At 60.3% G+C, this 25,410-nt stretch carries 21 protein-coding genes; 8 read left to right on the top strand and 13 right to left on the bottom strand.

Annotation, left to right across the window (positions count from 1 at the left end; genetic code table 11):
• Window positions 1–20 precede the first annotated feature (20 nt).
• Window positions 21–2,291, top strand: a complete 2,271-nt coding sequence (gene katG / locus QOL84_RS03350; protein ID WP_283436162.1) for a catalase/peroxidase HPI — start codon at window positions 21–23, stop codon at window positions 2,289–2,291.
• 283 nt (window positions 2,292–2,574) lie between these two features.
• On the opposite strand, the gene pepN is transcribed toward katG, so the two are convergent.
• Genes pepN through QOL84_RS03320 form a run of 6 tightly spaced genes read right to left on the bottom strand, consistent with a single transcriptional unit; the run spans window position 2,575 to window position 9,092 of the window.
• Complete coding sequence (gene pepN / locus QOL84_RS03345; protein WP_283436161.1) at window positions 2,575–5,232, bottom strand: aminopeptidase N; 2,658 nt, start codon at window positions 5,230–5,232, stop codon at window positions 2,575–2,577.
• 10 nt (window positions 5,233–5,242) lie between these two features.
• Window positions 5,243–6,073: a DUF2797 domain-containing protein gene (locus QOL84_RS03340; RefSeq protein WP_283436160.1), complete on the bottom strand. Its 831-nt coding sequence runs from the start codon at window positions 6,071–6,073 to the stop codon at window positions 5,243–5,245.
• Window positions 6,070–6,330, bottom strand: coding sequence for a YeaC family protein (locus tag QOL84_RS03335; RefSeq protein ID WP_007919229.1), 261 nt, complete (start codon window positions 6,328–6,330; stop codon window positions 6,070–6,072). The genes QOL84_RS03340 and QOL84_RS03335 overlap by 4 nt, the downstream gene beginning before the upstream one ends.
• Window positions 6,331–6,364: 34 nt before the next feature.
• Entirely contained in the window at window positions 6,365–7,234 is an 870-nt protein-coding gene (locus tag QOL84_RS03330) for a rhomboid family intramembrane serine protease (protein WP_283436159.1), read from the bottom strand.
• On the bottom strand, window positions 7,231–8,202 hold the full coding sequence (locus QOL84_RS03325) for a metallophosphoesterase (RefSeq protein ID WP_283436158.1): 972 nt from the start codon (window positions 8,200–8,202) through the stop codon (window positions 7,231–7,233). The genes QOL84_RS03330 and QOL84_RS03325 overlap by 4 nt, the downstream gene beginning before the upstream one ends.
• On the bottom strand, window positions 8,202–9,092 hold the full coding sequence (locus tag QOL84_RS03320; RefSeq protein ID WP_003224174.1) for an NAD(+) kinase: 891 nt from the start codon (window positions 9,090–9,092) through the stop codon (window positions 8,202–8,204). Before QOL84_RS03320 ends, QOL84_RS03325 begins: the two co-directional genes overlap by 1 nt.
• A 115-nt stretch (window positions 9,093–9,207) precedes the next feature.
• Here QOL84_RS03320 and QOL84_RS03315 point away from each other — a divergent pair, with 115 nt between their 5' ends.
• Window positions 9,208–10,158, top strand: a complete 951-nt coding sequence (locus QOL84_RS03315) for a DUF1853 family protein (RefSeq protein ID WP_283436157.1) — start codon at window positions 9,208–9,210, stop codon at window positions 10,156–10,158.
• Between the two features lie 128 nt (window positions 10,159–10,286).
• Here QOL84_RS03315 and QOL84_RS03310 read toward each other — a convergent pair whose 3' ends face one another.
• Complete coding sequence (locus tag QOL84_RS03310) at window positions 10,287–11,570, bottom strand: arsenic transporter (RefSeq protein ID WP_283436156.1); 1,284 nt, start codon at window positions 11,568–11,570, stop codon at window positions 10,287–10,289.
• A gap of 186 nt (window positions 11,571–11,756) precedes the next feature.
• Window positions 11,757–12,314, bottom strand: a complete 558-nt coding sequence (locus tag QOL84_RS03305; RefSeq protein WP_283436155.1) for an NADPH-dependent FMN reductase — start codon at window positions 12,312–12,314, stop codon at window positions 11,757–11,759.
• 183 nt (window positions 12,315–12,497) lie between these two features.
• On the opposite strand from QOL84_RS03305, the gene QOL84_RS03300 reads away from it, so the two are divergent.
• Together QOL84_RS03300 and QOL84_RS03295 are read left to right on the top strand one after the other, a co-directional pair.
• On the top strand, window positions 12,498–12,728 hold the full coding sequence (locus QOL84_RS03300) for a hypothetical protein (RefSeq protein ID WP_129394326.1): 231 nt from the start codon (window positions 12,498–12,500) through the stop codon (window positions 12,726–12,728).
• Between the two features lie 85 nt (window positions 12,729–12,813).
• The gene (locus tag QOL84_RS03295; RefSeq protein ID WP_283436154.1) at window positions 12,814–13,707 is read left to right on the top strand and encodes a LysR family transcriptional regulator; all 894 of its coding nucleotides are present in this window, start codon (window positions 12,814–12,816) and stop codon (window positions 13,705–13,707) included.
• On the opposite strand, the gene QOL84_RS03290 is transcribed toward QOL84_RS03295, so the two are convergent.
• From QOL84_RS03290 to QOL84_RS03270, 5 genes are all read right to left on the bottom strand, one after another.
• Window positions 13,673–14,287: a GNAT family N-acetyltransferase gene (locus QOL84_RS03290; protein WP_129394328.1), complete on the bottom strand. Its 615-nt coding sequence runs from the start codon at window positions 14,285–14,287 to the stop codon at window positions 13,673–13,675. The two genes, QOL84_RS03295 and QOL84_RS03290, sit on opposite strands and share 35 nt — an antisense overlap.
• Before the next feature lie 14 nt (window positions 14,288–14,301).
• On the bottom strand, window positions 14,302–16,557 hold the full coding sequence (locus QOL84_RS03285; protein ID WP_283436153.1) for an Orn/Lys/Arg family decarboxylase: 2,256 nt from the start codon (window positions 16,555–16,557) through the stop codon (window positions 14,302–14,304).
• A gap of 189 nt (window positions 16,558–16,746) precedes the next feature.
• Window positions 16,747–17,505, bottom strand: a complete 759-nt coding sequence (dnaQ, locus tag QOL84_RS03280) for a DNA polymerase III subunit epsilon (RefSeq protein WP_283436152.1) — start codon at window positions 17,503–17,505, stop codon at window positions 16,747–16,749.
• Window positions 17,506–17,705: 200 nt separating this feature from the next.
• The gene (gene rnhA / locus QOL84_RS03275) at window positions 17,706–18,176 is read right to left on the bottom strand and encodes a ribonuclease HI (RefSeq protein WP_283436151.1); all 471 of its coding nucleotides are present in this window, start codon (window positions 18,174–18,176) and stop codon (window positions 17,706–17,708) included.
• Window positions 18,177–18,267: 91 nt separating this feature from the next.
• Window positions 18,268–19,026, bottom strand: coding sequence for a class I SAM-dependent methyltransferase (locus QOL84_RS03270; protein WP_122594331.1), 759 nt, complete (start codon window positions 19,024–19,026; stop codon window positions 18,268–18,270).
• 66 nt (window positions 19,027–19,092) lie between these two features.
• Here QOL84_RS03270 and gloB point away from each other — a divergent pair, with 66 nt between their 5' ends.
• The 4 genes from gloB (at window position 19,093) to QOL84_RS03250 (ending at window position 25,409) form a co-directional block, all read left to right on the top strand.
• A complete protein-coding gene (gene gloB, locus QOL84_RS03265) occupies window positions 19,093–19,860 on the top strand; it encodes a hydroxyacylglutathione hydrolase (protein WP_283436150.1) in 768 nt (255 codons plus the stop codon).
• A gap of 99 nt (window positions 19,861–19,959) precedes the next feature.
• Window positions 19,960–21,423 carry a transglycosylase SLT domain-containing protein gene (locus QOL84_RS03260; protein WP_283436149.1) on the top strand — a complete coding sequence of 488 codons (1,464 nt, stop codon included), beginning with the start codon at window positions 19,960–19,962 and terminating at the stop codon, window positions 21,421–21,423.
• A gap of 315 nt (window positions 21,424–21,738) precedes the next feature.
• Window positions 21,739–23,571, top strand: a complete 1,833-nt coding sequence (locus QOL84_RS03255; RefSeq protein WP_283436148.1) for an extracellular solute-binding protein — start codon at window positions 21,739–21,741, stop codon at window positions 23,569–23,571.
• On the top strand, window positions 23,568–25,409 hold the full coding sequence (locus QOL84_RS03250) for an extracellular solute-binding protein (protein ID WP_283436147.1): 1,842 nt from the start codon (window positions 23,568–23,570) through the stop codon (window positions 25,407–25,409). The genes QOL84_RS03255 and QOL84_RS03250 overlap by 4 nt, the downstream gene beginning before the upstream one ends.
• Window position 25,410: the final 1 nt, after the last annotated feature.

Here is a 25,410-nt window from a genome sequence, read left to right as displayed (position 1 = left end):
GACCTGATAAGGACCCGAACATGGCAAACGAATCGAAATGCCCGTTCAACCACGCCGCCGGTGGTGGTACGACGAACCGTGACTGGTGGCCGAATCAACTCAACCTGAAAATCCTCAGCCAGCATTCGCCCAAGTCCGATCCGCTGGGCAAGGATTTCGACTACGCCAAAGCCTTCAAAAGCCTCGATTTTCAAGCGCTGAAACAAGACCTCACGGCGTTGATGACCGATTCTCAGGACTGGTGGCCAGCAGACTTCGGCCACTACGGCCCCCTCTTCATCCGCATGGCCTGGCACAGCGCCGGCACCTATCGAACCGCGGACGGCCGCGGTGGCGCCGGTTCCGGCCAGCAACGGTTTGCTCCGCTAAACAGCTGGCCGGACAACGTCAGCCTCGACAAGGCCCGCCGTCTCCTGTGGCCGATCAAACAGAAATACGGTCGCAACATTTCCTGGGCCGACCTGATTGTCCTCACCGGAAACGTCGCGCTGGAATCGATGGGCTTCAAGACTTTCGGTTTCTCTGGCGGCCGGCCGGATGTGTGGGAGCCGGACGAAGATGTCTATTGGGGTTCGGAACATGAATGGCTGGGCGGTGACAGCCGCTACGGCAAAGACAAGTCCGCCATGCAGGAACCCGGCGACGGCACGTTGGTCGCTGAACCGGATCTGCACGGCAAGGAAGAAAGCCGCACCGATCAGGGCGAACGCAATCTGGAAAACCCGCTCGCGGCGGTGCAGATGGGCCTGATCTATGTGAATCCTGAAGGCCCGGAAGGCAATCCGGATCCCGTGGCCTCGGCGCTGGATATCCGCGAAACCTTCGGCCGCATGGCCATGAACGATGAAGAAACCGTGGCCCTGATCGCAGGCGGCCACGCCTTCGGTAAAACCCACGGCGCCGGCCCCGCCGACAACGTCGGGCCTGAGCCGGAAGCTGCCGGACTTGAAGAACAGGGTCTGGGCTGGCGCAACGCCTTTGGTACCGGCAAGGGTGGCGACACCATCACCAGCGGCCTCGAAGTGACCTGGACTACAACGCCCACCCGCTGGAGCAACAACTACCTGGAAAACCTCTTCGGTTTCGAGTGGGAGCTGAGCAAAAGCCCGGCCGGCGCGCATCAGTGGATACCGAAAAATGGCGGCGGTGCCGGCACCGTCCCCCACGCCCACGACCCGAGCAAGAAACTGTCGCCAACCATGCTGACCTCTGACCTGGCGCTGCGTTTCGATCCGGCGTACGAGCAGATTTCGCGGCGCTTCCTGGCTAATCCGGATCAACTGGCCGATGCCTTTGCCCGCGCCTGGTACAAACTCATTCACCGTGACATGGGCCCGTTGTCGCGCTACCTCGGCCCGGAACTGCCCAACGAAGAATTGCTGTGGCAAGACCCGATTCCCCAGGTCACGCATGCACTGATCGACAACAACGACGCTGCAGCACTGAAAAGCAAAATCCTCGCCTCTGGATTGTCGGTAGCGCAATTGGTCTCGACCGCGTGGGCGGCGGTTTCAACGTTCCGTGGTTCGGACAAACGCGGTGGCGCCAACGGTGGTCGTCTGCGCCTGGAGCCACAGCGTTCCTGGCAAGCCAATCAGCCGGAACAATTGGCCAAGGTCCTGCAAACGCTCGAGGGGGTTCAGAACGAGTTCAATGGCGCCGCCGCCGGCAAGCAAGTCTCGTTGGCGGATCTGATCGTGCTGGCAGGTAATGCCGGAGTCGAACAGGCGGCGAAAAACGCTGGCCATTCCGTGTCAGTACCGTTCACACCGGGCCGTACGGACGCCTCGCAAGAGCAAACCGACGTTGATTCCTTTGGCTTCCTCGAACCGATTGCCGATGGTTTCCGCAACTACAGCAAAGGCAAATACACCGTTTCGGCCGAAGCACTGTTGATCGACAAGGCGCAACTGCTGACGCTCACCGCGCCGGAGATGACCGTGTTGCTGGGTGGCTTGCGGGTGTTGAACACCAATGTCGGGCAAACCCGCCATGGCGTGTTCACCTCGCAAACTGAAGCGCTGACCAATGACTTCTTCACCAACCTTCTGGACATGGGCGTGGAGTGGAAGCCAACTTCGAGGGATGCGGATGAGTTCGAGGGGCGCGACCGTAAAACCGGCAGCGTGAAGTGGACGGCGACGCGGGTTGATCTGGTGTTTGGTTCCAACGCGCAGTTGAGGGCGTTGGCCGAGGTGTATGCCAGTGCGGATGCCAAGGAGCAGTTTGTTAAGGACTTCGTTGCTGCGTGGACGAAGGTCACCAACCTGGACCGTTTCGACCTGAAGTAACTTTTAGTCAATAAAAAACGCCGCATTGATTAATGCGGCGTTTTTTATGTATATGGCTTGGGCTTTGTAGTGAGGCTTACATCTTACCCCCTCACCCCAGCCCTCTCCCCCAGGGGGCGAGGGGGAAAGGGAGCCGATCTTCGTGCTGTTCAAAACCTGAGTTCGACTCCGGACTTTCAGGTCGGTGTAACTCGAACATCCACCCCGGTCAGTCCCCTCTCCCACTGGGAGAGGGTTAGGGTGAGGGCGGGTCCACAGCTGGAACACCGACTTCAACACACCATCAAGCCAGGCTCTTGCTCACCACCTCATACACATCACTCGATAACTGCCCCGACGCCCGAATCCGCTCCAGCTCAGCCTTCATCAACGCCTGACGGGCGCTGTCGTATTTGCGCCAGCGCGTCAGCGGCGCCAGTTGGCGCGAAGCGATCTGCGGGTTGAAGCCGTTCAGCTCGATCACCAGATCCGCGAGGAAGCGATAGCCGGAGCCATCTGCCGCGTGGAAGTTGATCAGGTTCTGCCCGGCAAACGCGCCGACCAGCGCACGCACCTTGTTCGGATTCTTGATGTTGAACGCCGGGTGCTGCATCAACGCTTTCACGCGTTCCAGACCGCCGGGCAAAGTGCTGCCAGCCTGCACGCTGAACCATTGATCCATGACCAGCGGATTGTCCTTGAAGTGTTCGGCGAAACTCGCCAGCGCCGCCGCCTTCTGCTCTTCGAATGGCGAATTGACCAACACCGCCAGCGCAGTCAGGCGCTCGGTCATGTTGTCGGCCGCTTCGAACTGCTCCAGCGCCGCGGCCAGCACTTCCGGCTTGCCGCTGAGCATCAGGTACGACAGCGCAATGTTCTGCAGCGCGCGACGGGCGAAATGCTCGGCTTCGGCGACGTACGGGGTTTTCTTCGACAGGTCACGGTTGGCCTGATAACGCAGCCACAGCGCCTCGAACAAGCCTTCGGCCAGTTGCTTGCGGGCGAACTCACGGGCGATATGGATCGCATCGACGTCAGCCACTTCGCTGATTTCGGTGAGGTACGCCTCACCTGGCAGCGAAAGCATTTCCGCGACCATTGCCTGATCCAGCGACTCATCCGACAGCACCGTGCGCAGCGCCGATACCAGACGCGGGTCAAGCTTCAGACTCTCGCCCTTCTGCTGCTGGCCGATCAGTTCTTGCAGGACTTGTACCGACAGTTGCTGCCCGGCATCCCAGCGGTTGAAACCGTCGCTGTCGTGCTGCATCAGGAACATCAACTGATCGCGGTTGTACGGGAAGCTCAGTTTCACCGGCGCCGAGAAGCCGCGCAGCAACGATGGCAGCGGCTGTTCAGCGACGTCGACGAAAGTGAAGGTCTGCTCGGCTTCGGTCACCGAAATCACGCGGGTGGTACCTTGCGCCGACGCTTCGCCAGCCAGACGCAGGGCAATTTCGTTGCCTTTGCTGTCGAGCAGGCCGAGTTCGACCGGGATCACGAACGGCAGTTTTTCAACTTTGTCCGGGGTTTCCGGGCAGCTCTGGCGGAAGGTCAGGCTATAGGTTTTCGCGGCCGCGTCGTAAGACTCGCTCACCGCCAGACGCGGTGTACCGGCCTGACTGTACCAGCGCTTGAACTGGGTCAGGTCGACGCCGTTAGCATCTTCCATGGCCTTGATGAAGTCATCGCAAGTCACTGCCTGACCATCGTGGCGTTCGAAGTACAGATCGCTGCCCTTACGGAAGCCTTCGGCGCCGAGCAAGGTGTGGATCATGCCAACAACTTCCGAGCCCTTCTCATACACGGTCAGGGTGTAGAAGTTGGAAATCTCGATGAAGCTGTCCGGGCGCACGGCGTGGGCCATCGGCCCGGCATCTTCGGCGAACTGGTGGGTACGCAGATAAGCCACGTCCTGAATGCGCTTGACCGTGGCCGAGTTCATGTCGGCGGAGAAGCCGGAGTCACGGAACACCGTGAAGCCTTCCTTCAGCGACAACTGGAACCAGTCGCGGCAGGTCACGCGGTTGCCCGACCAGTTGTGGAAGTATTCGTGAGCGACGATCGCCTCGACACGCTGGTGCGCGGCGTCGGTCGCGGTTTCGGCGCGAGCGAGCACGGCGCTGGAGTTGAAGATGTTGAGGCCCTTGTTCTCCATCGCGCCCATGTTGAAGTCATTCACGGCGACGATCATGAAGATGTCCAGATCGTACTCGCGACCGTAGACCTCTTCGTCCCAGCGCATCGACTTCTTCAGGCTGGTCATCGCGTGCTGGCACTTGTCGATGTTTTCCGGCTCGACGTAAATGCGCAGCGCGACGTTGCGTTCAGTCATGGTGGTGAAGGTGTCTTCAACGCACCACAAATCACCGGCCACCAGTGCAAACAGGTACGCCGGTTTCATGAACGGATCTTCCCACGTCGCCCAGTGCCGGCCGTCTTCGCCCGGGCCCGAGGCAATCGGGTTGCCGTTGGAGAGCAACACCGGATAGCTGTGCTGTTCGGCGACCACGGTGGTGGTGAACTTGCTCATCACGTCCGGGCGGTCGAGGTAATAGGTGATCTTGCGGAAACCTTCGGCCTCGCACTGGGTGCAGAACATCGTGCCGGATTTGTAAAGGCCTTCCAGCGCGGTATTGGTTTCCGGGTGGATCTTGACGCTGGTGTCGACCGTGAAGGTTGCGTCGGTCGGCTGCAGGGTCAGGTGGTTCTCGGACAATTGATAATCAGCGGCATCAAGCTCTTTATCGGCCAGGGTCACCGAGAGCAATTCCAGCTGCTGGCCATCGAGTACCAGCGGCGGCAGGCCCGGGCCACGCGCCGGGTTGCGGCGCATCACCAGCTGCGCGTGCACCAGGCTGTGATCCTCGAACAACTCGAAGGTCAGGTGTGTTTCGTCGATCAGGTACTCGGGCGCCTGATAGTCCTTCAGGTAAATCATCTTCGGTTGTTCGGTGCGCATGCTGAAGTCCTTATTGATGCACGGCGAGCTGGTAAGCCGTGTATTTACGAATGTTGATCACGCCGGTGTCGAAGATCAGGTACTGGCCCTTGATCCCCAACAGCGTGCCTTCGGCAATCGGGTTCTTGTCCAGGTTGAAGCTGACAATCTTGGCCGGGTATTGCTCGACTGGATAGCGGATCTCCAGCGGTTCTACATCGGTAATTTTCTGAATTGCCTGTAGGCCGAATCGCTCCTGCAAACCGAGCAAGCCTTCGGCGCAGCTGTCGAACAACTGCTCGCGCACCTGCGCAAGATCCACCGCCACGGCATCGCCCTTGAGCAATGCGCGCCAGTTGGTCTTGTCTGCTACCTGGCTGCGGAACAGGTCTTCGACGAAACCCGACTGCTGCCGCGTGGCCACGCGCACGATCGGCAACGCCTGACTGGCGCCCTGATCGAGCCAACGCGTCGGCAATTGCGTAGCACGGGTGATGCCAACCTTGATCCCCGACGAATTGGCCAGGTAAACCACGTGGTCGGTCATGCAGAACTGCTCGCCCCACAGCGGATCGCGGCAAGTGCCGGCATCAAAGTGGCAGCGCTCCGGGCTCATGATGCACAGGTCGCACTGCGCCAGTTTGGTCATGCACGGGTAGCAATAACCCTGACTGAAACTGGTTTTGGTCTTGCGCCCGCAATGGGTGCAGTGGATCGCCCCGAGGTATTCCAGACGCACCGTGGTGCCGATCAACGGGTTGACCGGCACCTCGACGTCATCCAGACGAAACGCGTATTGCACGTTCGGCCCGTCCAGGCGCGCCGACATTTTGCTGATTGCACCACGGCCAATCTCGATCAATGGATGGCATCCGACTTGAACAGGATGTTCGGCACTTCGATCGACTTCGATGCACATTCCTGCGGGCCCATGTAACCGGTGCGCTGGTCTTCAGGCAGGTTCTGGATTTCCCAGGCGATCATCGCCTGCAACGACAGCTCGCGCTGCTCGGCGGTGAGTTTGCCACCGTCGGACCATTTGCCGATTTCGACAGCCAGTTTCAGGCTCTCGTAGATGTCCGGGGTAATGTTGTTGATCATGTCGTTAAAAGAGGACATCAGGGTCTCCGTGCTCTTTATCTACTGAAAAATGTCAGGCGGCCAGTTTACGGCGGTTATACAAACCGCCCAACAAACCGGTGAAGCATCCGATGAGTAACCCGCCGACGTGGGCGGCGTTGGCGATTTCGCCGAAACCGATCATCGAGATCAGCCCGGACATGCACACCAGCAACCACACCAGCATCATCACCAGCACGCCGCGCGGCAGGCGATAGGCCGGGTTCGGTGCCAGCAGCTGGAAGATCCAGCAATGCCCGAGCAAACCGTAAAGTACGCCGGACAGACCACCGAACAAGGTCGCGCCGCTCCATGCAAACTGCGCGTAGTTCGACACCAGGCTGAACAACAGCGTCAGGCCGATCAGGTTGATGCTGCCCTGACGCGACTCGATGCGCCGGCCCAGCTCCCAGTACCACATGCCGTTCATGGCCAGATGCAGGATGCCGAAGTGAATCAGCATCGGCGTGACCAGACGCCACCACTGCCCCGCCGCCAGGCTGTCGGCCAATGGCGTGAAATGGATGTACTCGCCGACCACCTGGAAATCGAGGAAGGTCAGCCAGCGCAAGGTTTGCAGGTTTTCACCGAGGTAAGTCAGGCCGCCAACGATCAGGCACAGCAGCAAAATGAACCCGGTGGCCTTGGCGTGTTTCAGCTGTTCGGCGAAGCTCGGGCGCTTGAAGGTTGGTGCGACGGGGATGTCCATTTGCTGGTCGGGGTCGCCCGCGGGGAAGCGTTCGTACAGGGAGCGCACGTCCTCGCTGATCTCCGCCGGCGCCCACAACACCTGTTCGCCGGCCTCTTCGCTGACCCGATGCGGGACCTGCATGCGTTGCAGCAGTTTGACGAAACCGCTCAAGTCCACCGCCAATGGCAGACGCAATACCGCTACCGCACTCATTGCAGCACCTCCGGCCGCTCGACATCGACCCAGACAAATTTATGCGGATCCAGACGTGTTTCCTGATCCAGACGATAGGCGACGAGTTTGCCGTAGAGCACCGCGCTGTAATCCAGGCACGCGAGGTTCGGGCGGATCGGCGACGGTTTGCCGCTGCGCCAGTAGTGGCCGACGAACAACAAGGGTTCGTCGACGCCGTAGCGCAGCAGATTGTTTTTTTCGCTGGAGGTCAGCGGCTTCTGCGCCACCGGTTCCGGCAGTGCATCAGGCTGGAAGACGATATCGCCGTAGGTTTTCGGGTCGTCTTCCCAGAACTTGGTGCGGAAGAACGAGCGCACCAGGCCATCGCCGCTGGTCATGGTCAAACCATCCGGCAGGCGCATGTCGGTGCCGCGCAACAGACGATCGAACACGGTGCAGGCGAAACTGCCGGGCACGGCGGACGCCTGAAGAAAGTGTTCGTCAATGCAGCCATTCGCAAATTGCGCGCGCAACGGTTCGATCAAGCCGGCATCCCAACAGGCATGCACGACGCGGAAGCGTCCGGCATCGACAAACAGCGGCAGCTCATAGAACCAGCGCTGGAAATCGTGCCAGTCGCCAGGATGGTCTTCGAACTGGGTCAGGGTTTCATGCAGCAGGCGCGCATGACGCGGCGTGTGTTCACGGACGAACTGCTTGCCGCTGCCCGGTAGTGCTGGCGTGCTCCAACCGAGGGCGTTGAATTCGTGGTTGCCCATGATGCACAAGGCCTGACCGGCCTCGACCATGTCGTGGACGATGTGCAGCGCCTCGCGGATGCGCGGGCCACGGTCGATGATGTCGCCGACGAACACGGCCATGCGCGATGGATGCCGCCAGACCCCGCCCTGCTTGTGATAACCGAGTCGGTCAAGCAAGTGTTCGAGGGTCAGGGCGCATCCGTGCACGTCACCAATCAGGTCATAACTGCGCGCGGGATCGAGCATCAGTCGCCTCCACCGCCCAGCTTGCTGCCCCAGCCGAGCTTGGTGCGGCAGACTTCGTAATAGTTGTGGTCGAGCGGGTGAATCAGTCGCAGCTTCTGGGCTTTCTTGCTGACGGTGATGGTGTCGCCCGGCGCGCAGGTGAAATGGTTCTGCCCGTCACAGGAGACTTGCGGGTAAATCTGCATGTTTTTCGACACGACGATTTTCAGCTCACTGTTGCCATCGACCACAATTGGCCTACTGGACAACATATGGGGGTACATCGGCACGATCACAATGGCATCGAGCTTGGGATGCATGATCGGCCCGCCGGCAGACAGCGCGTACGCGGTGGAACCGGTCGGGGTCGCGACGATCAGGCCGTCGGCCTTCTGGCTGCAGACGAACTGGCCGTCGATGTACAGCTCGAACTCGATCATTCGTGTCGATTTGCCGGGGTGCAGGACCACGTCGTTGAGCGCATCGCCCTGGCCGATGGCCTCAGCGTGGCGGCGAACTTCGGCTTGCAGCAGGAAGCGGTTTTCCACCAGATAGTGGCCGTCGAGCACCTTGGCGACTTCGACTTCCAGCTCGTCCGGGCGAATGTCTGTCAGAAAACCGAGGCTGCCACGGTTGATGCCCAGCACCGGAATATTGTGTTTGGCCAGCGCTCGCGCAGCGCCGAGCAGGCTGCCGTCACCGCCGACGACAATGACCATGTCACAGACTTCGCCGAGCATCTTGCGCGACGAGGTTTGCAGGCCGTGGCCCGGCAGGACTTCGGCGATGGTGTCTTCGAGGATCACATGCAGGTGACGATCGAGCAGAAACCGTTTCAGTCGGCGGACGGTATCCAGCACCTGGGAACTGCCCAGGCGACCGATGATGCCGATATTACGAAATTGCTCCATGGGACCTCTGCGGACAATCGAAAACGCGAAAAGGACGATTATGGGCGAAAGCGCCGGTTAGACAAAATCCTTTCAGCCTCAAGGGTGTGCTCGTGTTTACAGCTATGCTCGCAAGATGATCCTATTTCCTGACTTGCTGCAGTTGCCCCACCAGTTGCGCCATCCGGAAGTGCGGGATCTGGCGTGGGTGATCCTCGCCCCGCCGATGCTCGCCACCACGCCGTGGCCGCAGCGCCATCCGCTGGCCGGCAGCGATTGGGTGGCTGACCCTCAACGTCTGGAACACTGGCTGCGTCAACTCGATCGTGACAGTTATGGCTTGCTGCACTGGCTGTCGCAGGCCCGCACGCGGCGTCTGGGGCTGTATTACGAGCGGCTGTGGCAGTTCGCCGTACAGCATGCGCCGGGCATTGAACTGCTTGCGGCCAATCTGCCGATCCGTCGCGAGGGCCACACCCTTGGCGAGCTGGACATGCTCCTGCGTGATCGCGATGGCGTGCATCACCTGGAGCTGGCGATCAAACTTTACCTCGGCCCGCAGGATGGCGATGGTCGTGATTCGGCGCAGTGGTTGGGGCCGGGTTGTCATGATCGACTGGACCGTAAACTGGCGCATCTGGCCGAGCATCAATTGCCGATATCGGCGCGCCCGGAAAGCCGCGAGGTATTGGCGGCGCTGGATATCGAGGTGTTCAGCGCACAACTGTGGCTGGGCGGTTATCTGCTGTATCCATGGCCCGGCCAGGCGCAATCGCCAAGCGGCGCGCACCCGCAGCATTTGCGCGGTAGCTGGTTGCATCAGAAGGACTGGCCTGCGTTCGTCGCGCAACGTCCGGCCGGGCGCTGGCAACCGCTGCCCCGCCATGCCTGGCTGGCGCCGGCGCATTATCCGGCGGATCAGACCTGGACTTCAGAGCATCTGCGGATGTGGCTGGAGGATTTGGAACCGCTGGCCCCGGCACAGCTGATGGTGCGCCTGACCGAGAATGCGCGGGGAGAATGGGAAGAGGCCGAGCGCTTGTTTCTGGTCTCGGACCTTTGGCCGAATGTCCCGGGCCAGCCCTGAGAATTTCAGTGCCGGACCCGGCCTCTTCGCGAGCAGGCTCGCTCCCACATTTGGACTGCATTTCAAATTGGGGAAGGCGATACATTCCCCTGTAGGAGTGAGCCTGCTCGCGAAGGGGCCGACTCGGTCTAGAGTGAAAGCCGCAAAGCCAATGCCGCCAATGTCACCAACAACACCGGCACCGTCAGCACAATCCCGACCCGGAAGTAATACCCCCAGCCAATATGAATCCCCTTGCGCTCCAGCACATGCAGCCACAGCAACGTCGCCAGACTGCCAATCGGCGTGATCTTCGGCCCCAGATCGCTGCCGATCACGTTGGCGTAGATCATCGCCTCCTTGACCACCCCACTCGCCTGGCTCGCATCAATCGACAGCAAGCCGATCAGCACCGTCGGCAAGTTATTCATGATCGACGACAGCAACGCGGTCAGCACGCCGGTGCCCAGTGCCGCGCCCCACACACCGTGACCGGCGAAAACGTCCAGCCAACCGGCCAGATATCCGGTCAGCCCGGCATTGCGCAGACCGTAGACCACCAGGTACATGCCCAACGAGAAAATCACGATCTGCCACGGCGCTTCTTTCATCACCTTGCGTGTGGAAATCTTGTGGCCGCGCGCGGCGATGCCCAGCAATAACGCGGCACACACAGCGGAAATCGCACTGATCGGAATGCCCAACGGTTCCAGCGCGAAACAGCCGATCAACAGGATCGCCAACACCGCCCAGCCGGCATAGAACGTGGCTTTGTCGTGGATCGCGGTTTGTGGATGCTCAAGCTGTTCGGGGGCGTAGGCCTTGGGAATGTCACGGCGAAAGAACCACAGCAACATGCCCAGCGTCGCCGCCACGCTGACGACGTTCACCGGCACCATCACCGCCGCATACCGGTTGAAGCCGATGTGGAAGAAGTCTGCGGAAACGATGTTGACCAGGTTCGACACCACCAGCGGCAGGCTCGCGGTGTCGGCAATGAATCCCGCGCCCATCACGAATGCCAACGTCGCCGCCGGGGAAAAGCGCAGCGCCAGCAACATCGAAATCACGATCGGCGTGAGGATCAGCGCCGCACCGTCATTGGCGAACAACGCTGAAACCAGCGCGCCGAGCAGCACCATGAAGGCGAACAACTTGCGGCCGTTGCCACGCCCCCAACGCGCGACATGCAGCGCAGCCCAGTTGAAGAATCCGGCTTCGTCGAGCAACAGGCTGATGATGATCAGCGCAACGAAAGTGCCGGTGGCGTTCCAGATAATCTGCCACACCAGCGGGATGTCGCTGAGGTGGACGACGCCGAAGATCAGCGCGAGTACGGCGCCAAGCGTTGCACTCCAGCCGACGCCGAGGCCTTTGGGCTGCCAGATGACAAGGGTGATGGTCAGCAGGAAAATCAGTGACGCAGCAAGCATCCGCAACAGCCTTGTTCAAGAGTAGTTTTCGAGAGCGAATAGATTACTTGTGGCGAGGGGATTTATCCCCGTTGGGTTGCGAAGCGACCCCCTGCGTTCGTCAGTCATACCGAGCTAGCAGGTTTTGCGACTGCTTCGCAGCCGAACGGGGATAAATCCCCTCGCCACAGGAGTTATCGGGAGAAATTATTTTTTGTGTTGCTCGACGAATTGTCCGTAAGCATTGATAAAGCTTTGCAGGAAAGGTTTCACCGTCTCGCTCAACTTGCCCGCCTCGTCAAACGCCGAGCCCGCGCCACCCAGATACGCCTCCGGCTGCTGCATGCACGGCACATTGAGAAACACGAACGACTGCCGCAGGTGCTGGTTCGCGCCGAAACCACCGATGGCGCCCGGCGACACGCTGATCACCGCGCCAGGCTTGCCGCCCCAGACGCTTTTACCGTAAGGCCGCGAGCCAACGTCGATGGCATTCTTCAATGGCGCCGGCACCGAACGGTTGTACTCCGGTGTTACAAACAGCACCGCGTCGGATGAACCCACTTTTTGCCGGAAAGTGCTGTAGGCTGCCGGCGGTGAATCACCGTCGATGTCTTCGTTATAAAGTGGCAGGTCGCCAATCTCGACAATTTCCAGCTTGAGGTTCGCCGGGGCCAGCTCCGCCAGTGCCAGGGCGACTTTGCGATTGATCGATGCTTTGCGCAGGCTACCGACTACTACGGCGACGTTGTAGACATTGCTCATGGAAGACTCTCGACTGTCCGTGGGGGGGAGCCTGTAGTTATAGATGATCCGGTGACGATTCCACCAGCAGGCGAGGGAAATTCCCGCGTGCTGATTATTTTTTTCCTGTAGGAAAACTTACAGCGCTCGATGACGGTCTACCAAGCCGAAATCAAGTGTTTTATCTCCAGAGGTTCTAAGCAGATGGCAGCAGTACTCGTCGGTCAGTTCCATGCAAGAGATGCGGAAGGCCGCGTTTATTCCGTGCATGAGTTCCAGGAATCCAACCCGTCGGTAGACGGTATCACCGGCTCGGAGCCCGTTTACAAACTGGCCATCGGCGATCGCATCAGAAAGATCGATGAGCAAACGTTCGAACTCGTTCAGTCAGGCATCACCCTGACGCGCGAACCTGAGCCAACCGTCGCTTCATAACCGTGCGTTATGAGCAGAAGTCATATGCGCAGAGTTGGGGTAGGATTCAGCCTCTGACCCCACCTGCTGAACATGGACTTCACGCATGCGTTTACGTCATATCGAAGTGATTCAGGCGCTCTTGCAGACCGGTCACCTGGGCACCGCCGCCGAATGGTTGCAGTTGCCGGTGACCGAGGTCGAAGAACGTTTGCGCGAAGCCGAAAGTCAGTTGGGGTTCATGCTCTTTGCCAGCGTTCGCGGGCGCCTGCAATCAACTGCCGAAGCGCGGGCGCTGCAAGTCGAAATCGCTCACGTTTATGAGGCGCTGGAGCCGGTGCAACGTCTGGCCAGCAGCCTCAAGCAATACCTCGCCCCGCCCTTGCGCATCATCGGCACCCCGCCGCTGGCGCAACAATTATTGCCACAAAGCCTTGCCGCCCTGCGCCGACGCTTGCCCGACGCCCCTTGCAGCCTGCTCAGCGCACCGACTCGCGACATCGTTCGCAGCCTGTTATTGCGTGAAAGCGATCTCGGCTTGAGCCTGCACGACCCCGAACATGCCGACATCGATTGCCAGCCGCTGGCCCAAGGCAAACTGCAATTGCTCGCGCCCCACGGCTGGCTGCAACCGAAACAGAAATACATTTCCCTGCAGGATCTCGCCGGTCAGGCGATGCTCGGCCTCGAAGGCCAGGACCCGCTGAGCCCGGCGCTGGAAAACAAACTGCAGGCATTGCGCCCGGCACCGAGCATCCAGACCCGCGTACAAACCCACCAGATGATGCGCAGCATGGTCGAGGCCGGCGAAGGTCTGGCCATCGTCGACCCGTTCACCGCACTGGGCGCGCGCGCCGGCGGGCTGGATGTCTGCCCGTTGTCGCCAGCGGTGCCGATCAGCCTCTACGCCCTGACCTTCAAGCACGCCGCGCCGTCAGCGGCGATTCAAAGCTTGCTGGCGATCATCACGGAACAAGCCGCGGCGATGCTGTCGAGCTGAGTGGATTTTCCAGCGGGTTATCGAACAATCGATACCAGAACAACGCCACTTCAGCGGTGTTCGGGTCGATGCCGCGATAACGTAACTGGTCGATACCGCCGATCACGTAACCGCAGCGCTCATACAATCGACAGGCACCGAGGTTGTTGTTCTGGGTTTCGAGCATGATCCCCGGGAGTTTTTTCTTGCGACTCCAGAACTGCGCGACATCCAGCAACGCCTTGGCCACGCCATGCCGCCGCGCCGGCGCGTGCACCGCCAGTTCATCGATATGCGCGAAGCCGTTCCAGTTGGTACTGATCACCAGATGGCCGACCGGCTCGTCGTCGAGATAGGCCATGAAAATCGCGCTGTCAGCCGCATCACGGAAACTGCTGAACTCCTCGGGATCGATGCCGTAGCACTTGCGATACGGCACGATCGGCGTCACCGGCCAGTGCTCGACCGCTTTGCCGATCACTGCCGCGCCGTACGCAGCGACTTCGAAGCTGAAGTCGCTGCCCCAGATATAAGGCGCAAAACCTTCATCGGCGACACGCACCGACAGCCCTGGGTATTTTGGATTCATGACCGGTTGCATACTCGGAAAAGTCCTCATTCCTTGACGCAATCGACGGTGTAGTGCCGCCCATTGCCTTCGTCTTCATGTTGCAGTCCATGCACATCAGCGACAAAACCGGGAAAGCTGCTATCGAACGTGCGGGCAAATTTCAGGTAATCGATGATCGAGCGGGTCGCCTCGGTAAAACGTTCGCCAGGCATGATCAACGGAATGCCCGGCGGATACGGCACCAGCATCACCGCAGCAATCCGCCCTTCCAGCGCATCGATCGGCACCGCCTCGACTTCGCCGCGCACCAGATGATCGTAAGCATGTGCGGGTTTCATGGCGATCTCGGGGAGCACGGTGTACATGCGTTTAAGGTGTTTGGCCGTAGCATTGCTGCGGTAACAGGCGTGCAGTTGATCGCACAGATCGCGCAGACCCATGCCGCGATAGCGCCCGGCATCTTCTTGGGCGACGCAGGGCAGACAGCTGTCCAGACGCACGTTGGCGTCGTAGCTGCGCTTGAACTCGAGCAGTTCGGTCAGCAGCGTGCTCCATTTGCCCTTGGTGATGCCCATCGAGAACAGCACCAGAAATGAATACAGACCGGTCTTCTCGACCACCAATCCGCGCTCCCAGAGAAACTTGCTGACCACCGCCGCCGGGATGCCCTTGTCGCTCAGCGCACCACCGGCATTCAAGCCCGGCATCACCAGCGTGACCTTGATCGGGTCGAGCAACACGTAGTCGTCACTGACCTCGCCGAAGCCGTGCCAGTCAGCCTCGGGCTTGAGCAACCAGTCTTCGGTTTGCACGCGATCGATGCCTTCGACGCCCGGCGGCTGCCAGATCGAAAACCACCAGTCATCGGCAGCAATGTGCTGGCGCAGATTGGCCAGCGCACGGCGGAAGCTCAGCGCTTCATCGAAGGTTTCCTGCAACAGCGAACGCCCGGCCGGGCCTTCCATCATTGCCGAGGCAACGTCCAGCGAGGCGATGATGCTGTATTGCGGTGAAGTCGAGATGTGCATCATGAACGCTTCGTTGAAACGATCGCGATCCAGCTGCCGCGCGCCGCCGTCCTGCACATGAATCATCGATGCCTGACTGAACGCCGCGAGCAGTTTGTGCGTGGAATGCGTGGTGAACACCAGCGGGCTGTCTTCGCTGCGCGAGGTGGCCATGCCATAGCGCCCGGCGAAGAACTCGTGAAACGCCGCGTAGGCATACCAGGCCTCGTCGAAATGCAGCACTTCGACGCTATTGCCGAGGCTTTGCTTGATCAGTTCGGCGTTGTAACAGAGGCCGTCGTAGGTCGAATTGGTCACCACGGCGAGTTTGACTTTCGGCGCGCGGCCCTTGGTCAACGGGCTGGCGTCGATCTTCGCCCGGATCGACTCGCGACTGAATTCACTCAACGGGATCGGCCCGATGATGCCCAGCTCATTGCGCTCCGGGCACAGGTACAGCGGGATCGCGCCGGTCATGATGATCGCGTGCAGCACCGACTTGTGGCAGTTGCGATCGACCAGCACCAGGTCATCACGCGCGACCATCGAATGCCAGACAATCTTGTTGGCGGTCGAGGTGCCATTGATCACGAAAAAGGTGTGATCGGCACCGAAATTACGCGCGGCCCGCGCCTCGGCTTCGGCCAGCGGCCCGGTGTGATCAAGCAGCGAACCGAGTTCCGGCACCGAGACCGACAAGTCCGAACGCAGGGTGTTTTCACCAAAGAACTGGTGAAACGCCTGGCCTACCGGACTTTTGTGATACGCCACACCGCCGCCATGGCCCGGCGTGTGCCAGGAGTAATTGGAATCAGCCGTGTGCTGCACGAGTGCCTTGAAGAACGGTGGCAGCAGACCATCGAGGTATTTACGCGCGGCCCGCGCAACTTGTCGGGCGAGAAACGGCACGGTGTCTTCGAACAGATAGAGAATGCCGCGCAGTTGGTTGAGTTCAGCCATGGCATCGGCCGGCGCGTTTTCCAGGGTGACTTGCTCGCCCAAGGCAAAGATCGGCAGTTCCGGCGCGCGCACCCGTGCCAGGCCGATCAGTTCGGCCATGTTCTGCAACAGGTGAGAATTCGTGCTGGCGTCTTCGGCGGCAATCAGCATGCACGCGAGGCCGTGATGGGTCGACGCGACCAACCGGCCTTCGGCGTAGTCGGTGGCCGAAACAATACTGAAACCTTCCTGCTCCAACTCCCGGGCGATGCCACGGATACGGTCACCGGCGACCGTGTCGGCCTTGATGTCGCGATGGACGATCAATACCGGAAACTTCAAATCTTTGTACATGGGGCTCAGTGTCCTGAGGCGGCAGGTTTGCAACTGCCAATGCACTCAGGGTAGAGGGTTGCAGGCAAAGTGGCGAGGGTGGCCACTTGGCTTCATGACGTCAGAAGCAAAAGATCGCAGCCTTCGGCAGCTCCTACATTGGAATGCGATCCTCTGTAGGAGCTGCCGTAGGCTGCGATCTTTTGATCTTCAACCCTGAGCGTCAGCTTCTGCGATCTGTGTCCACATCGCCGGCCCGCCCGCCGACTTGGCAATAATCTCCAACCGCACCAGATGCGCCGCCAGTTCATCTTCAGTCGCACGAATGATCCGCGCGGGCTGACGATCCGCCGGGAAACGACGAATCTCGGTCGCCGAGTTGTCCGCGCCCTCGCCCGAGCCATTACCGTCAGAGGCATTGCCGGCCAGCGACAGGCTGGTCTGGCCACCGGTCATGGTCAGGTAGACGTCGGCGAGAATCTCCGAGTCGAGCAAGGCGCCGTGCAGTTCACGGCCGGAGTTGTCGACGCCATAACGTTTGCACAACGCATCGAGGCTGTTGCGCTGACCCGGGTGACGTTCCCGGGCCATCATCAGGGTGTCGAGGATCGAGCAGTGTTGCGTGATGTCGGCGCGATCCTTCTGCCCCATCAAGGCGAATTCGTTGTTGATGAAACCAACGTCGAACGCCGCGTTGTGGATGATCAGCTGTGCGCCTTTGATAAATTCAAAGAATTCATCGGCAACTTCGTTGAAACGTGGCTTGCCGACGAGGAATTCGTTGGTGATGCCGTGAACGCCGATGGCGCCTTCATCACTCTCGCGATCCGGTTGCAGGTAGACGTGAAAATGCCGGCCCGTGAGGCGCCGACCGATCAGTTCGACACAACCGATTTCAATGATCCGGTGACCATCGGTCACCGGCATGCCGGTGGTTTCGGTATCGAGTACAACGGATCTGGTGGCCATCAGTGCTCAGCTCTCAACGGGTCAATCGGGCAAAAACGCGGATGTTAACACGCCCACGGTTCGCATCGCGCGCGCCGGCTTGAATGACACCCCGCCACCCTGTGAGCTGCCGAAGGCTGCGATCTTTTGATGTTGGTTTTTAAAATCAAGATCAAAAGATCGCAGCCTGCGGCAGCTCCTACAGGGGGACGTATTGGAAATCAGGTCTGCTTGTAACCGCGCACTTCATCGACGCCACGGTTGGCCAACTGGTCAGCTCGCTCATTACCGTGATGACCAATGTGCCCGCGCACCCACTTCCACTTGACCTTGTGGCGGTTGACCTGCTCGTCGAGTTCTTTCCACAGGTCAGCGTTCTTCACCGGCTCTTTCGCGGCGGTTTTCCAGCCGCGCTTCTTCCAGTTGACCATCCACTCGTTGATGCCCTTCATCACATACTGCGAGTCGGTTACCAGCAGCACTTCGCACGGCCGCTTCAAGGCTTCGAGGCCGCGAATCGCGCCGAGCAGTTCCATGCGGTTGTTGGTGGTGTTGGCTTCGCCGCCCCACAACTCCTTTTCAACGCCCTTGCACACCAGCAAGGCGCCCCAGCCGCCCGGGCCGGGGTTGCCTTTGCAGGCGCCGTCGGTGAACAGTTCTACGGTGTCGACGCTTTCAACGCTTTCGCTCATGCCACTCTATCCAGAATAAATGCCTGCCTCGCCGATCACGGATCGACGATGGCCCGGGCCGGGACATACCCGGCCACAAATAAAACAAGGTTTACGGTTCGATGCGGCGGCGATTGACCTTGGCCATCGGCAGCGGAATCAGCTTGCCCATTGGCTCGCGGCGCTCCTGACGCAATGGCCGCAGGCCCACCACGATCTTGCGCGCCACCAATAAATAGAAGCCGCCGCCCGACAATTGCCAGTCACCGGCCTTGCGTTCCCAGCCGGCCAGTCGGGCCTGCCACTTGGGCGACGCGAGCGGCGGACGATAGCACCCGAAGCGGCGTTTCTCCAGCGCAAAGCCCAGCAAATTGAGCCAGTCGGCGACCCGTGATGGCGAGATGCAGCGCGCCTGGCGCAAGGCATCGTGGGCGAAGACATGCCGCAATCCCCAGGTGCTCCAAGGATTGATGCCGATGATCAACAGATGCCCGCCGGGGCGCACACTGCTCGCCGCTTCACGCAGCAAACCGTGGGGCGACAGGCAGAAATCCAGACCGTGCTGCATCACCACCACGTCGGCTGCGTGTTCGCTCAACGGCCAGGCTTGTTCCTCGCAGACAATCTCGACCCCGGGCAGCGGCGCGCCCAGACGCACATTGCGCTGCACCTGCGGCGCCGACGGCGGGGTTTCGGCCGACGGCCCGTAATGCACCAGATAGCCGCCAAAGAACCGACCCAGCTCGTCGTCGAGCATGCGCCGCTCTTCATCCAGCAGAAATTGCCCGAGCGGCCCCGACAGCCATTCACGAGCGGCGCTGATCAACGCCAGCCAGTCCGGATCAGCCTGAGCGAACGCTTTATCGGTCATGTCATTCTCCAACGCGCCAGGAACTACTAAGATGCGCCAATGTTTTCCGCTTGGCGAATTCCGACGATGATACAGATCAGTGCCCTGCCCGCGTTCACCGACAACTACATCTGGTTGTTACAGGATCACCGCACCCAGCGCTGCGCGGTGGTCGATCCGGGCGATGCCGCGCCCGTAATGACATGGCTCGAGGCCCATCCGGGCTGGGTCTTGAGCGATATCCTGATCACTCACCACCACCATGATCACGTCGGTGGCGTCGAGCGCCTGAAAGCGCTGAGCGGCGCGAAAGTCTACGGCCCGGCCAGCGAAAACATTCCGGGCCGCGATGTGGCCCTCAAGGACAACGATAGCGTCAGCGTGCTCGGCTGGGACTTCGACGTCTATGCGGTGCCCGGTCACACTCTCGGCCACATCGCCTATTACCATCACGGCCTGCTGTTCTGCGGCGACACCCTGTTCGCCGCCGGTTGCGGCCGTTTGTTCGAAGGCACGCCGGAACAGATGCATCACTCGCTCAGCCGTCTCGCCGCGTTACCGGAAGATACGCTGGTCTACTGCACTCACGAATACACCCTGAGCAATCTCAAGTTCGCCGCCGCCGTCGAACCGACGAACCCGGACATTGCCGCCCGTCTGGAAAAAGTCACCCAGCAACGGCAGAACGGCGTCATGACTTTGCCTTCGACGCTGGCTCTGGAAAAGCTCACCAATCCGTTTTTGCGCACCGGTGAAACATTAGTTACACAAAAAGTGGACGAACGGGCAGGCGCTCAAAACCGGGCGCCGAGTGAGGTTTTTGCGGCTCTGCGGGCATGGAAAGATAAGTTCTAAGCCCCCCTCTGCTTGGTACAAAAATTCTGAATGGTTGACCGCAAGGGGTGCGCTTTCTAGAATCGCCCGACATTTTTGCCCGGAACTTACTTCCAGCCAATGTCGTCATCCATACGTAAGTCCGTCAATTCAGACGCATTGACCCGCTTGGCGCAAGCCATCGCGGTGGCTGTGTCCGCCACGCTGGCGGGCTGTTCCAGCCATGCTCCGCAGACTGAAGCGACCCATACGCCGAACATTGCTGCGCGAGCCAAGCAGAAGCCGATCTGGCTGAGCGAGAAGCCCACCCCACAGGTTCCCCAGGATATCTGGGAACGCATGCGCCAGGGCTTCCAGTTGCAGGAAGGCCTGGGCGTGAACCCGCGCATCGAACAACAGCGCCTGTGGTTCGCCAGCAATCCCTCTTTCCTCGAGAACGCCGGTGAACGCGGCAGTCTCTATATTCACTACATCGTCGAACGCCTCGAAGAACGCAACATGCCGCTGGAACTGGCCCTGCTGCCAGTGATTGAAAGCGCCTACAACCCGATGGCCTATTCGCGGGCCGATGCTGTGGGTCTGTGGCAATTCATTCCTTCCACCGGGCGTTACTTCAACCTGCGCCAGACCCGTTTCTACGATGGCCGCCGCGATATCACCGCTTCGACCACCGCCGCGATGGACTACCTGACCCGTCTGCACGATATGTTCAACGGTGACTGGTTGCTGGCCTTGGCCGCGTACAACGCCGGCGAAGGTACGGTCAGCCGCGCCATCGAACGTAACGAAAAACTCGGTTTGCCTACCGACTACTGGAACCTGCCGCTGCCGGCAGAGACCCAGGCGTACGTGCCGAAACTGCTGGCGCTGTCGCAAGTGGTACTCGCGCCAGAAGCCTATGGCGTGAACCTCAGCCCGATCGCCAACGAACCGTACTTCCAGGTCGTCGAAATCAACCAGCGCATGGACCTGTCCAAGGTCGCTGCGGTGGCGAACATCGACGAAGACGAACTGTTCCAGCTCAACCCGGCGTTCAAGCAGCGCACCACCATCGACGGTCCCCAGCATCTGCTGGTGCCGACGTCCAAGGCGCAATTGCTGACCGCCAGCTTGCAGACCATGCGGCCGGAAGAGTTGATCAGCCCGCGTTCGCTGAAACCGGTGTTCGAAGGTTCCGATCCGTCTGAAGTGGCGCAGCTCAAGCGCGCCTATCGCGTCAAGCGTGGCGACAACCTCGGTTCCATCGCCAAGGCCAACAAGGTCGAAGTCAAGGATCTGCAACGCTGGAACAAGCTCACCGGCAAGAACCTCAAGGTCGGCCAGACCCTGGTCATGCAGGACGCTACCAAGCGCGCTCCGGCGCGCAAGTCAGGGCGCGTCAATACGGTGATTGCGTCGAACAGCAAGACCAAAAGCAAGGACGACAGCGCGCAGCAGACCCAGTACAAGGTCAAGCGCGGCGACACGCTGTACGTCGTGGCCAAGCGATTCAACGTTGAGATGCAGCATCTCAAGCGCTGGAATCCGGGTGCGGGCAAGGCTTTGAAGCCGGGGCAGATGCTCACGGTTTATCAGCCGCACTGACAGAAGAGCCCCTGAATTTTCGGGGGCTTTTTTTTGTTTCGGATTTTGTGGCGTGCTTTAGATCGATCCCCCTCACCCCAGCCCTCTCCCCCACGGGGGGGGCGAGGGGGAAAGGGAGCCGATCGGGGGCTTTTCAAAACGTGAGTTCGACTCGACAGTTCAGGTCGGCGTAGCTCGAAGAAACAACTCGGTCAGTCCCCTCTCCCCCCGGGAGAGGGTCAGGGTGAGGGGCTCTTTAACCCGCATCTTTTTCCTGTCCAGACAAGCTGTTACTGTACGGCCCACAAAGCCCAAGCCGCCTGGATCGGATCTGACTTGAAGCGTCCCCTCCTCCTGCTCCTGATCAGCCTGGCCTTGAGCTCAACCGCAAGCGCGACGATTACCGAAAGTCACGGTTATGCGCAGTTCGGCACGCTCAAGTACCCGGCCAGATTTACCCACTTCGACTGGGTCAACCCGCAAGCGCCCAAGGGCGGTACGTTGCGGGTGATGGCGTTCGGCACCTTCGATACGGTCAACCCGTACACCTTCAAGGGTACCAGCCCGGTGACCACGCCGAATTTCCTCCAGTACGGCATCAACGAGCTGAACGAGCCGTTGATGGTCGGCACCGGTCAGTATTCGCCATCCGGTGACGAGCCGGCGTCGAGTTACGGCTTGATCGCACAATCGGTGGAATACAGCGAAGATCGCAGCTGGGTGGTGTTCAATCTGCGCCCCGAGGCACGTTTTCACGATGGCACGCCGATCACCGCCTACGACGTCGCGTTCTCCTATCGCCTGTTGCTCAAGGAAGGTCATCCGCTATACCGCACCGCGCTGCAGGAAGTATTGCGGGTCGACATCCTCAACAAGCAGCGAATTCGCTTCGTGCTCAAGCGCTCGGGCAATCCGCTGCTGATCCTGCGCCTTGGTGAATTACCGGTGCTGCCGCAGCATTACTGGAAAGACCGCGACTTCAAGGCCACCACCTTCGAACCGCCGCTGGGCAGCGGCCCTTACCGCATCACCGCAGTGACGCCGGGCCGGCAGTTGATCTTCGAGCGGGTCAAGGATTACTGGGGCAAGGATCTGGCGGTCAATCGCGGCAAGTACAACTTCGACCGCATGGAAGTCGAGTTCTACCGCGACAGCGATGTCGCCTTCGAAGCGTTCAAGGCCGGCGAGTTCGACATCTACATCGAGCATCAGGCGAAGAACTGGGCCAACGGCTACAACTTTCCGGCCATACGCCGTGGCGATGTGATCAAGGCACAGATCCCGCATCAGATCCCGACGCAGAGTCAGGGCCTGTTCATGAACATCCGCCGCGCCACCTTCGCTGACGTCAAGACCCGCGAAGCGCTGGGCCTGATGTTCGACTTCGAGTGGACCAACCGCGCACTGTTCAGCGATGCCTACAAACGCACGACCAGCTATTACCCCAACAGCGAATTCAGCGCCAGCGGCCTGCCAGTCGGCCACGAATGGCTGATGCTCAAGCCGTATAAAGACCAGTTACCGGCGAAGCTCTTTACCGAGCCGTTCACCTTGCCGCAAACCGATGGACGCGGTATTCCTCGCGAGACCATGCGCAAGGCCCTGGCGCTGCTCAACGAGGCCGGCTGGAAGCTCAACGGCCAGCGCCTGCAGAACGCCAATGGCCAGCCGCTGAGCTTCGAACTGTTGCTGGTCAACCCGAATCTGGAGCGCATCCTCCAGCCGTACATCGAGAACCTCAACAGCATCGGCATCGACGCGCGCCTGCGCACGGTCGATCGTGCGCAGTACAAACAACGCCTCGATCAATTCGATTTCGACATGATCCTGATGACGCTCAACCAGACCCTCAGCCCAGGCCTTGAGCAGTGGCAGTACTTCCACTCCAGCCAGGTCGCGGTCAAGGGCAGCAAGAATTACGCGGGCATCGCCAACCCGGTGGTCGATCACCTGCTCGAACAATTGCTCGCCGCGCGCACCCGCGACGAACAGGTCGCCGCCGGTAAGGCTCTCGACCGCGTGTTGCTCTGGCAGCACTACAGCATTCCCAACTGGTACCTCAATTATCACCGCCTGGCCTACCGCAACCGGTTGGCCTTTGTCACCACGCCGCCCTACACCCTGGGCCTGAGCGCATGGTGGCTGAAGTCTTCGGAGAAAGATCAATGACGCCCATCCGCGCCCTGCTCGTCCAGGCCAGCGGCTTGCTGTTCGCCGGGCTGGCCTGTGCCGCCCCGCAACACGCCGTGACCCTGTACAACGAGCCGCCGAAATACCCGGCCGATTTCAAGCAATTCGACTACGTGAACCCCGACGCGCCGAAGGGCGGGATTTTCCGTCAGGCTGGTTTCGGCGGCTTCGACAGCCTCAACCCGTTCATCAGCAAAGGCGTGCCGGCCGATGACATCGGGCAGATCTACGACACCCTGACCAAGCACAGCCTCGACGAACCGTTCACCGAATACGGCCTGATCGCCGCCAGGATCGAAAAGGCCCCGGACAACAGCTGGGTGCGTTTCTACCTGCGCCCGGAAGCGCGTTTCCACGATGGCCATCCAGTACGCGCCGAAGACGTCGTGTTCAGTTTCGACACGCTGACCAAAGAAGGCTCGCCACTGTTTCGCGGCTACTACAGCGACGTGTCCGAAGCGATCGCCGAAGACCCGCTCAAGGTGCTGTTCAAGTTCAAGCACAGCAACAACCGCGAGTTGCCGTTGATCCTCGGGCAGTTGCCGGTGCTGCCGAAACACTGGTGGGCCCATCGCGATTTCAGCAAGGGCAACCTGGAGATTCCGCTGGGCAGCGGCCCGTACAAGGTCGCCCAAGTGAAGGCCGGCCGCTCGGTGCGCTACGAGCGGGTCAAGGACTACTGGGGCAAAGACCTGCCGGTCAATCGTGGCTTCTACAACTTCGACACGATGACCACCGATTACTACCGCGACAACACCGTCGCCCTCGAAGCGTTGAAGGCTGGCCAGTTCGATTACTGGCTGGAAATGACCGCGAAAAACTGGGCCAACGCCTACAACATTCCGGCCGTCACCGAAGGTCGCCTGATCAAGGAACAGATCGCCAACAGCAACCCGACCGGCATGCAGGGTTTCGTTTATAACCTGCGCCGTCCGGTGTTCCAGGACGTGCGGGTGCGTCAGGCGCTCGGTCTGCTGTTCGATTTCGAATGGACCAACAAGCAACTGTTCAACGGCGCTTACTTCCGCACCCGCAGTTATTTCGAGAACTCGGAAATGGCCGCCACCGGCCTGCCCGACGCCGATCAACGGGCGATCCTCGAGCCGTTCCGCAGCAAACTGCCGGCGCAGGTGTTCAGTGAAGCGTTCGACAATCCCAAGACCGACGCCAGCGGCATGATCCGCACCCAGCAGCGCGAGGCCTATCAACTGCTGCAAGAGGCTGGCTGGAAGATCGTCGATGACAAAATGGTCGACGCCACCGGCAAACCGGTAGTGATCGAATTCCTGCTCGCGCAGACCGAATTCGAACGCGTGCTTCTGCCGTTCAAGCGCAACCTCAGCGACCTTGGCATCGATCTGGTGATCCGCCGCGTTGACGTCTCGCAGTACATCAACCGCGTGCGTTCGCGGGATTTCGACATGATGGTCGGCAGCTTTCCGCAGTCCAACTCGCCGGGTAACGAACAGCGCGAATACTGGATGAGCGCCGCCGCCGATAAACCGAGCAGCCGCAACACCATGGGTTTGAAGGATCCGACCGTCGATCAACTGGTCGAGAACCTGATCAACGCCGAGTCGCGCGTAAGCCTGGTGGCCCATGCCCGCGCGCTGGATCGCGTATTGCAATGGGGTTACTACGTGGTTCCCAACTGGCACATCAAGACCTGGCGTGTGGCTTACTGGAATCACATCGGTCACCCAAAGGTCTCACCCAAATACGACATCGGCATCAGCACCTGGTGGGTCAAGCCTGACGCGAAACCTGCGGTAGAAGTCGAAACCAAACTGCTAGCCGACCCTGTGGGCACGGAGTAAT

The organism is Pseudomonas helmanticensis (assembly GCF_900182985.1).
In the GTDB taxonomy this organism is placed as follows: domain Bacteria; phylum Pseudomonadota; class Gammaproteobacteria; order Pseudomonadales; family Pseudomonadaceae; genus Aquipseudomonas; species Aquipseudomonas helmanticensis.
Note: the sequence above shows the minus strand (reverse complement) of the source record. Positions and strands in the feature narration are given on the sequence as shown.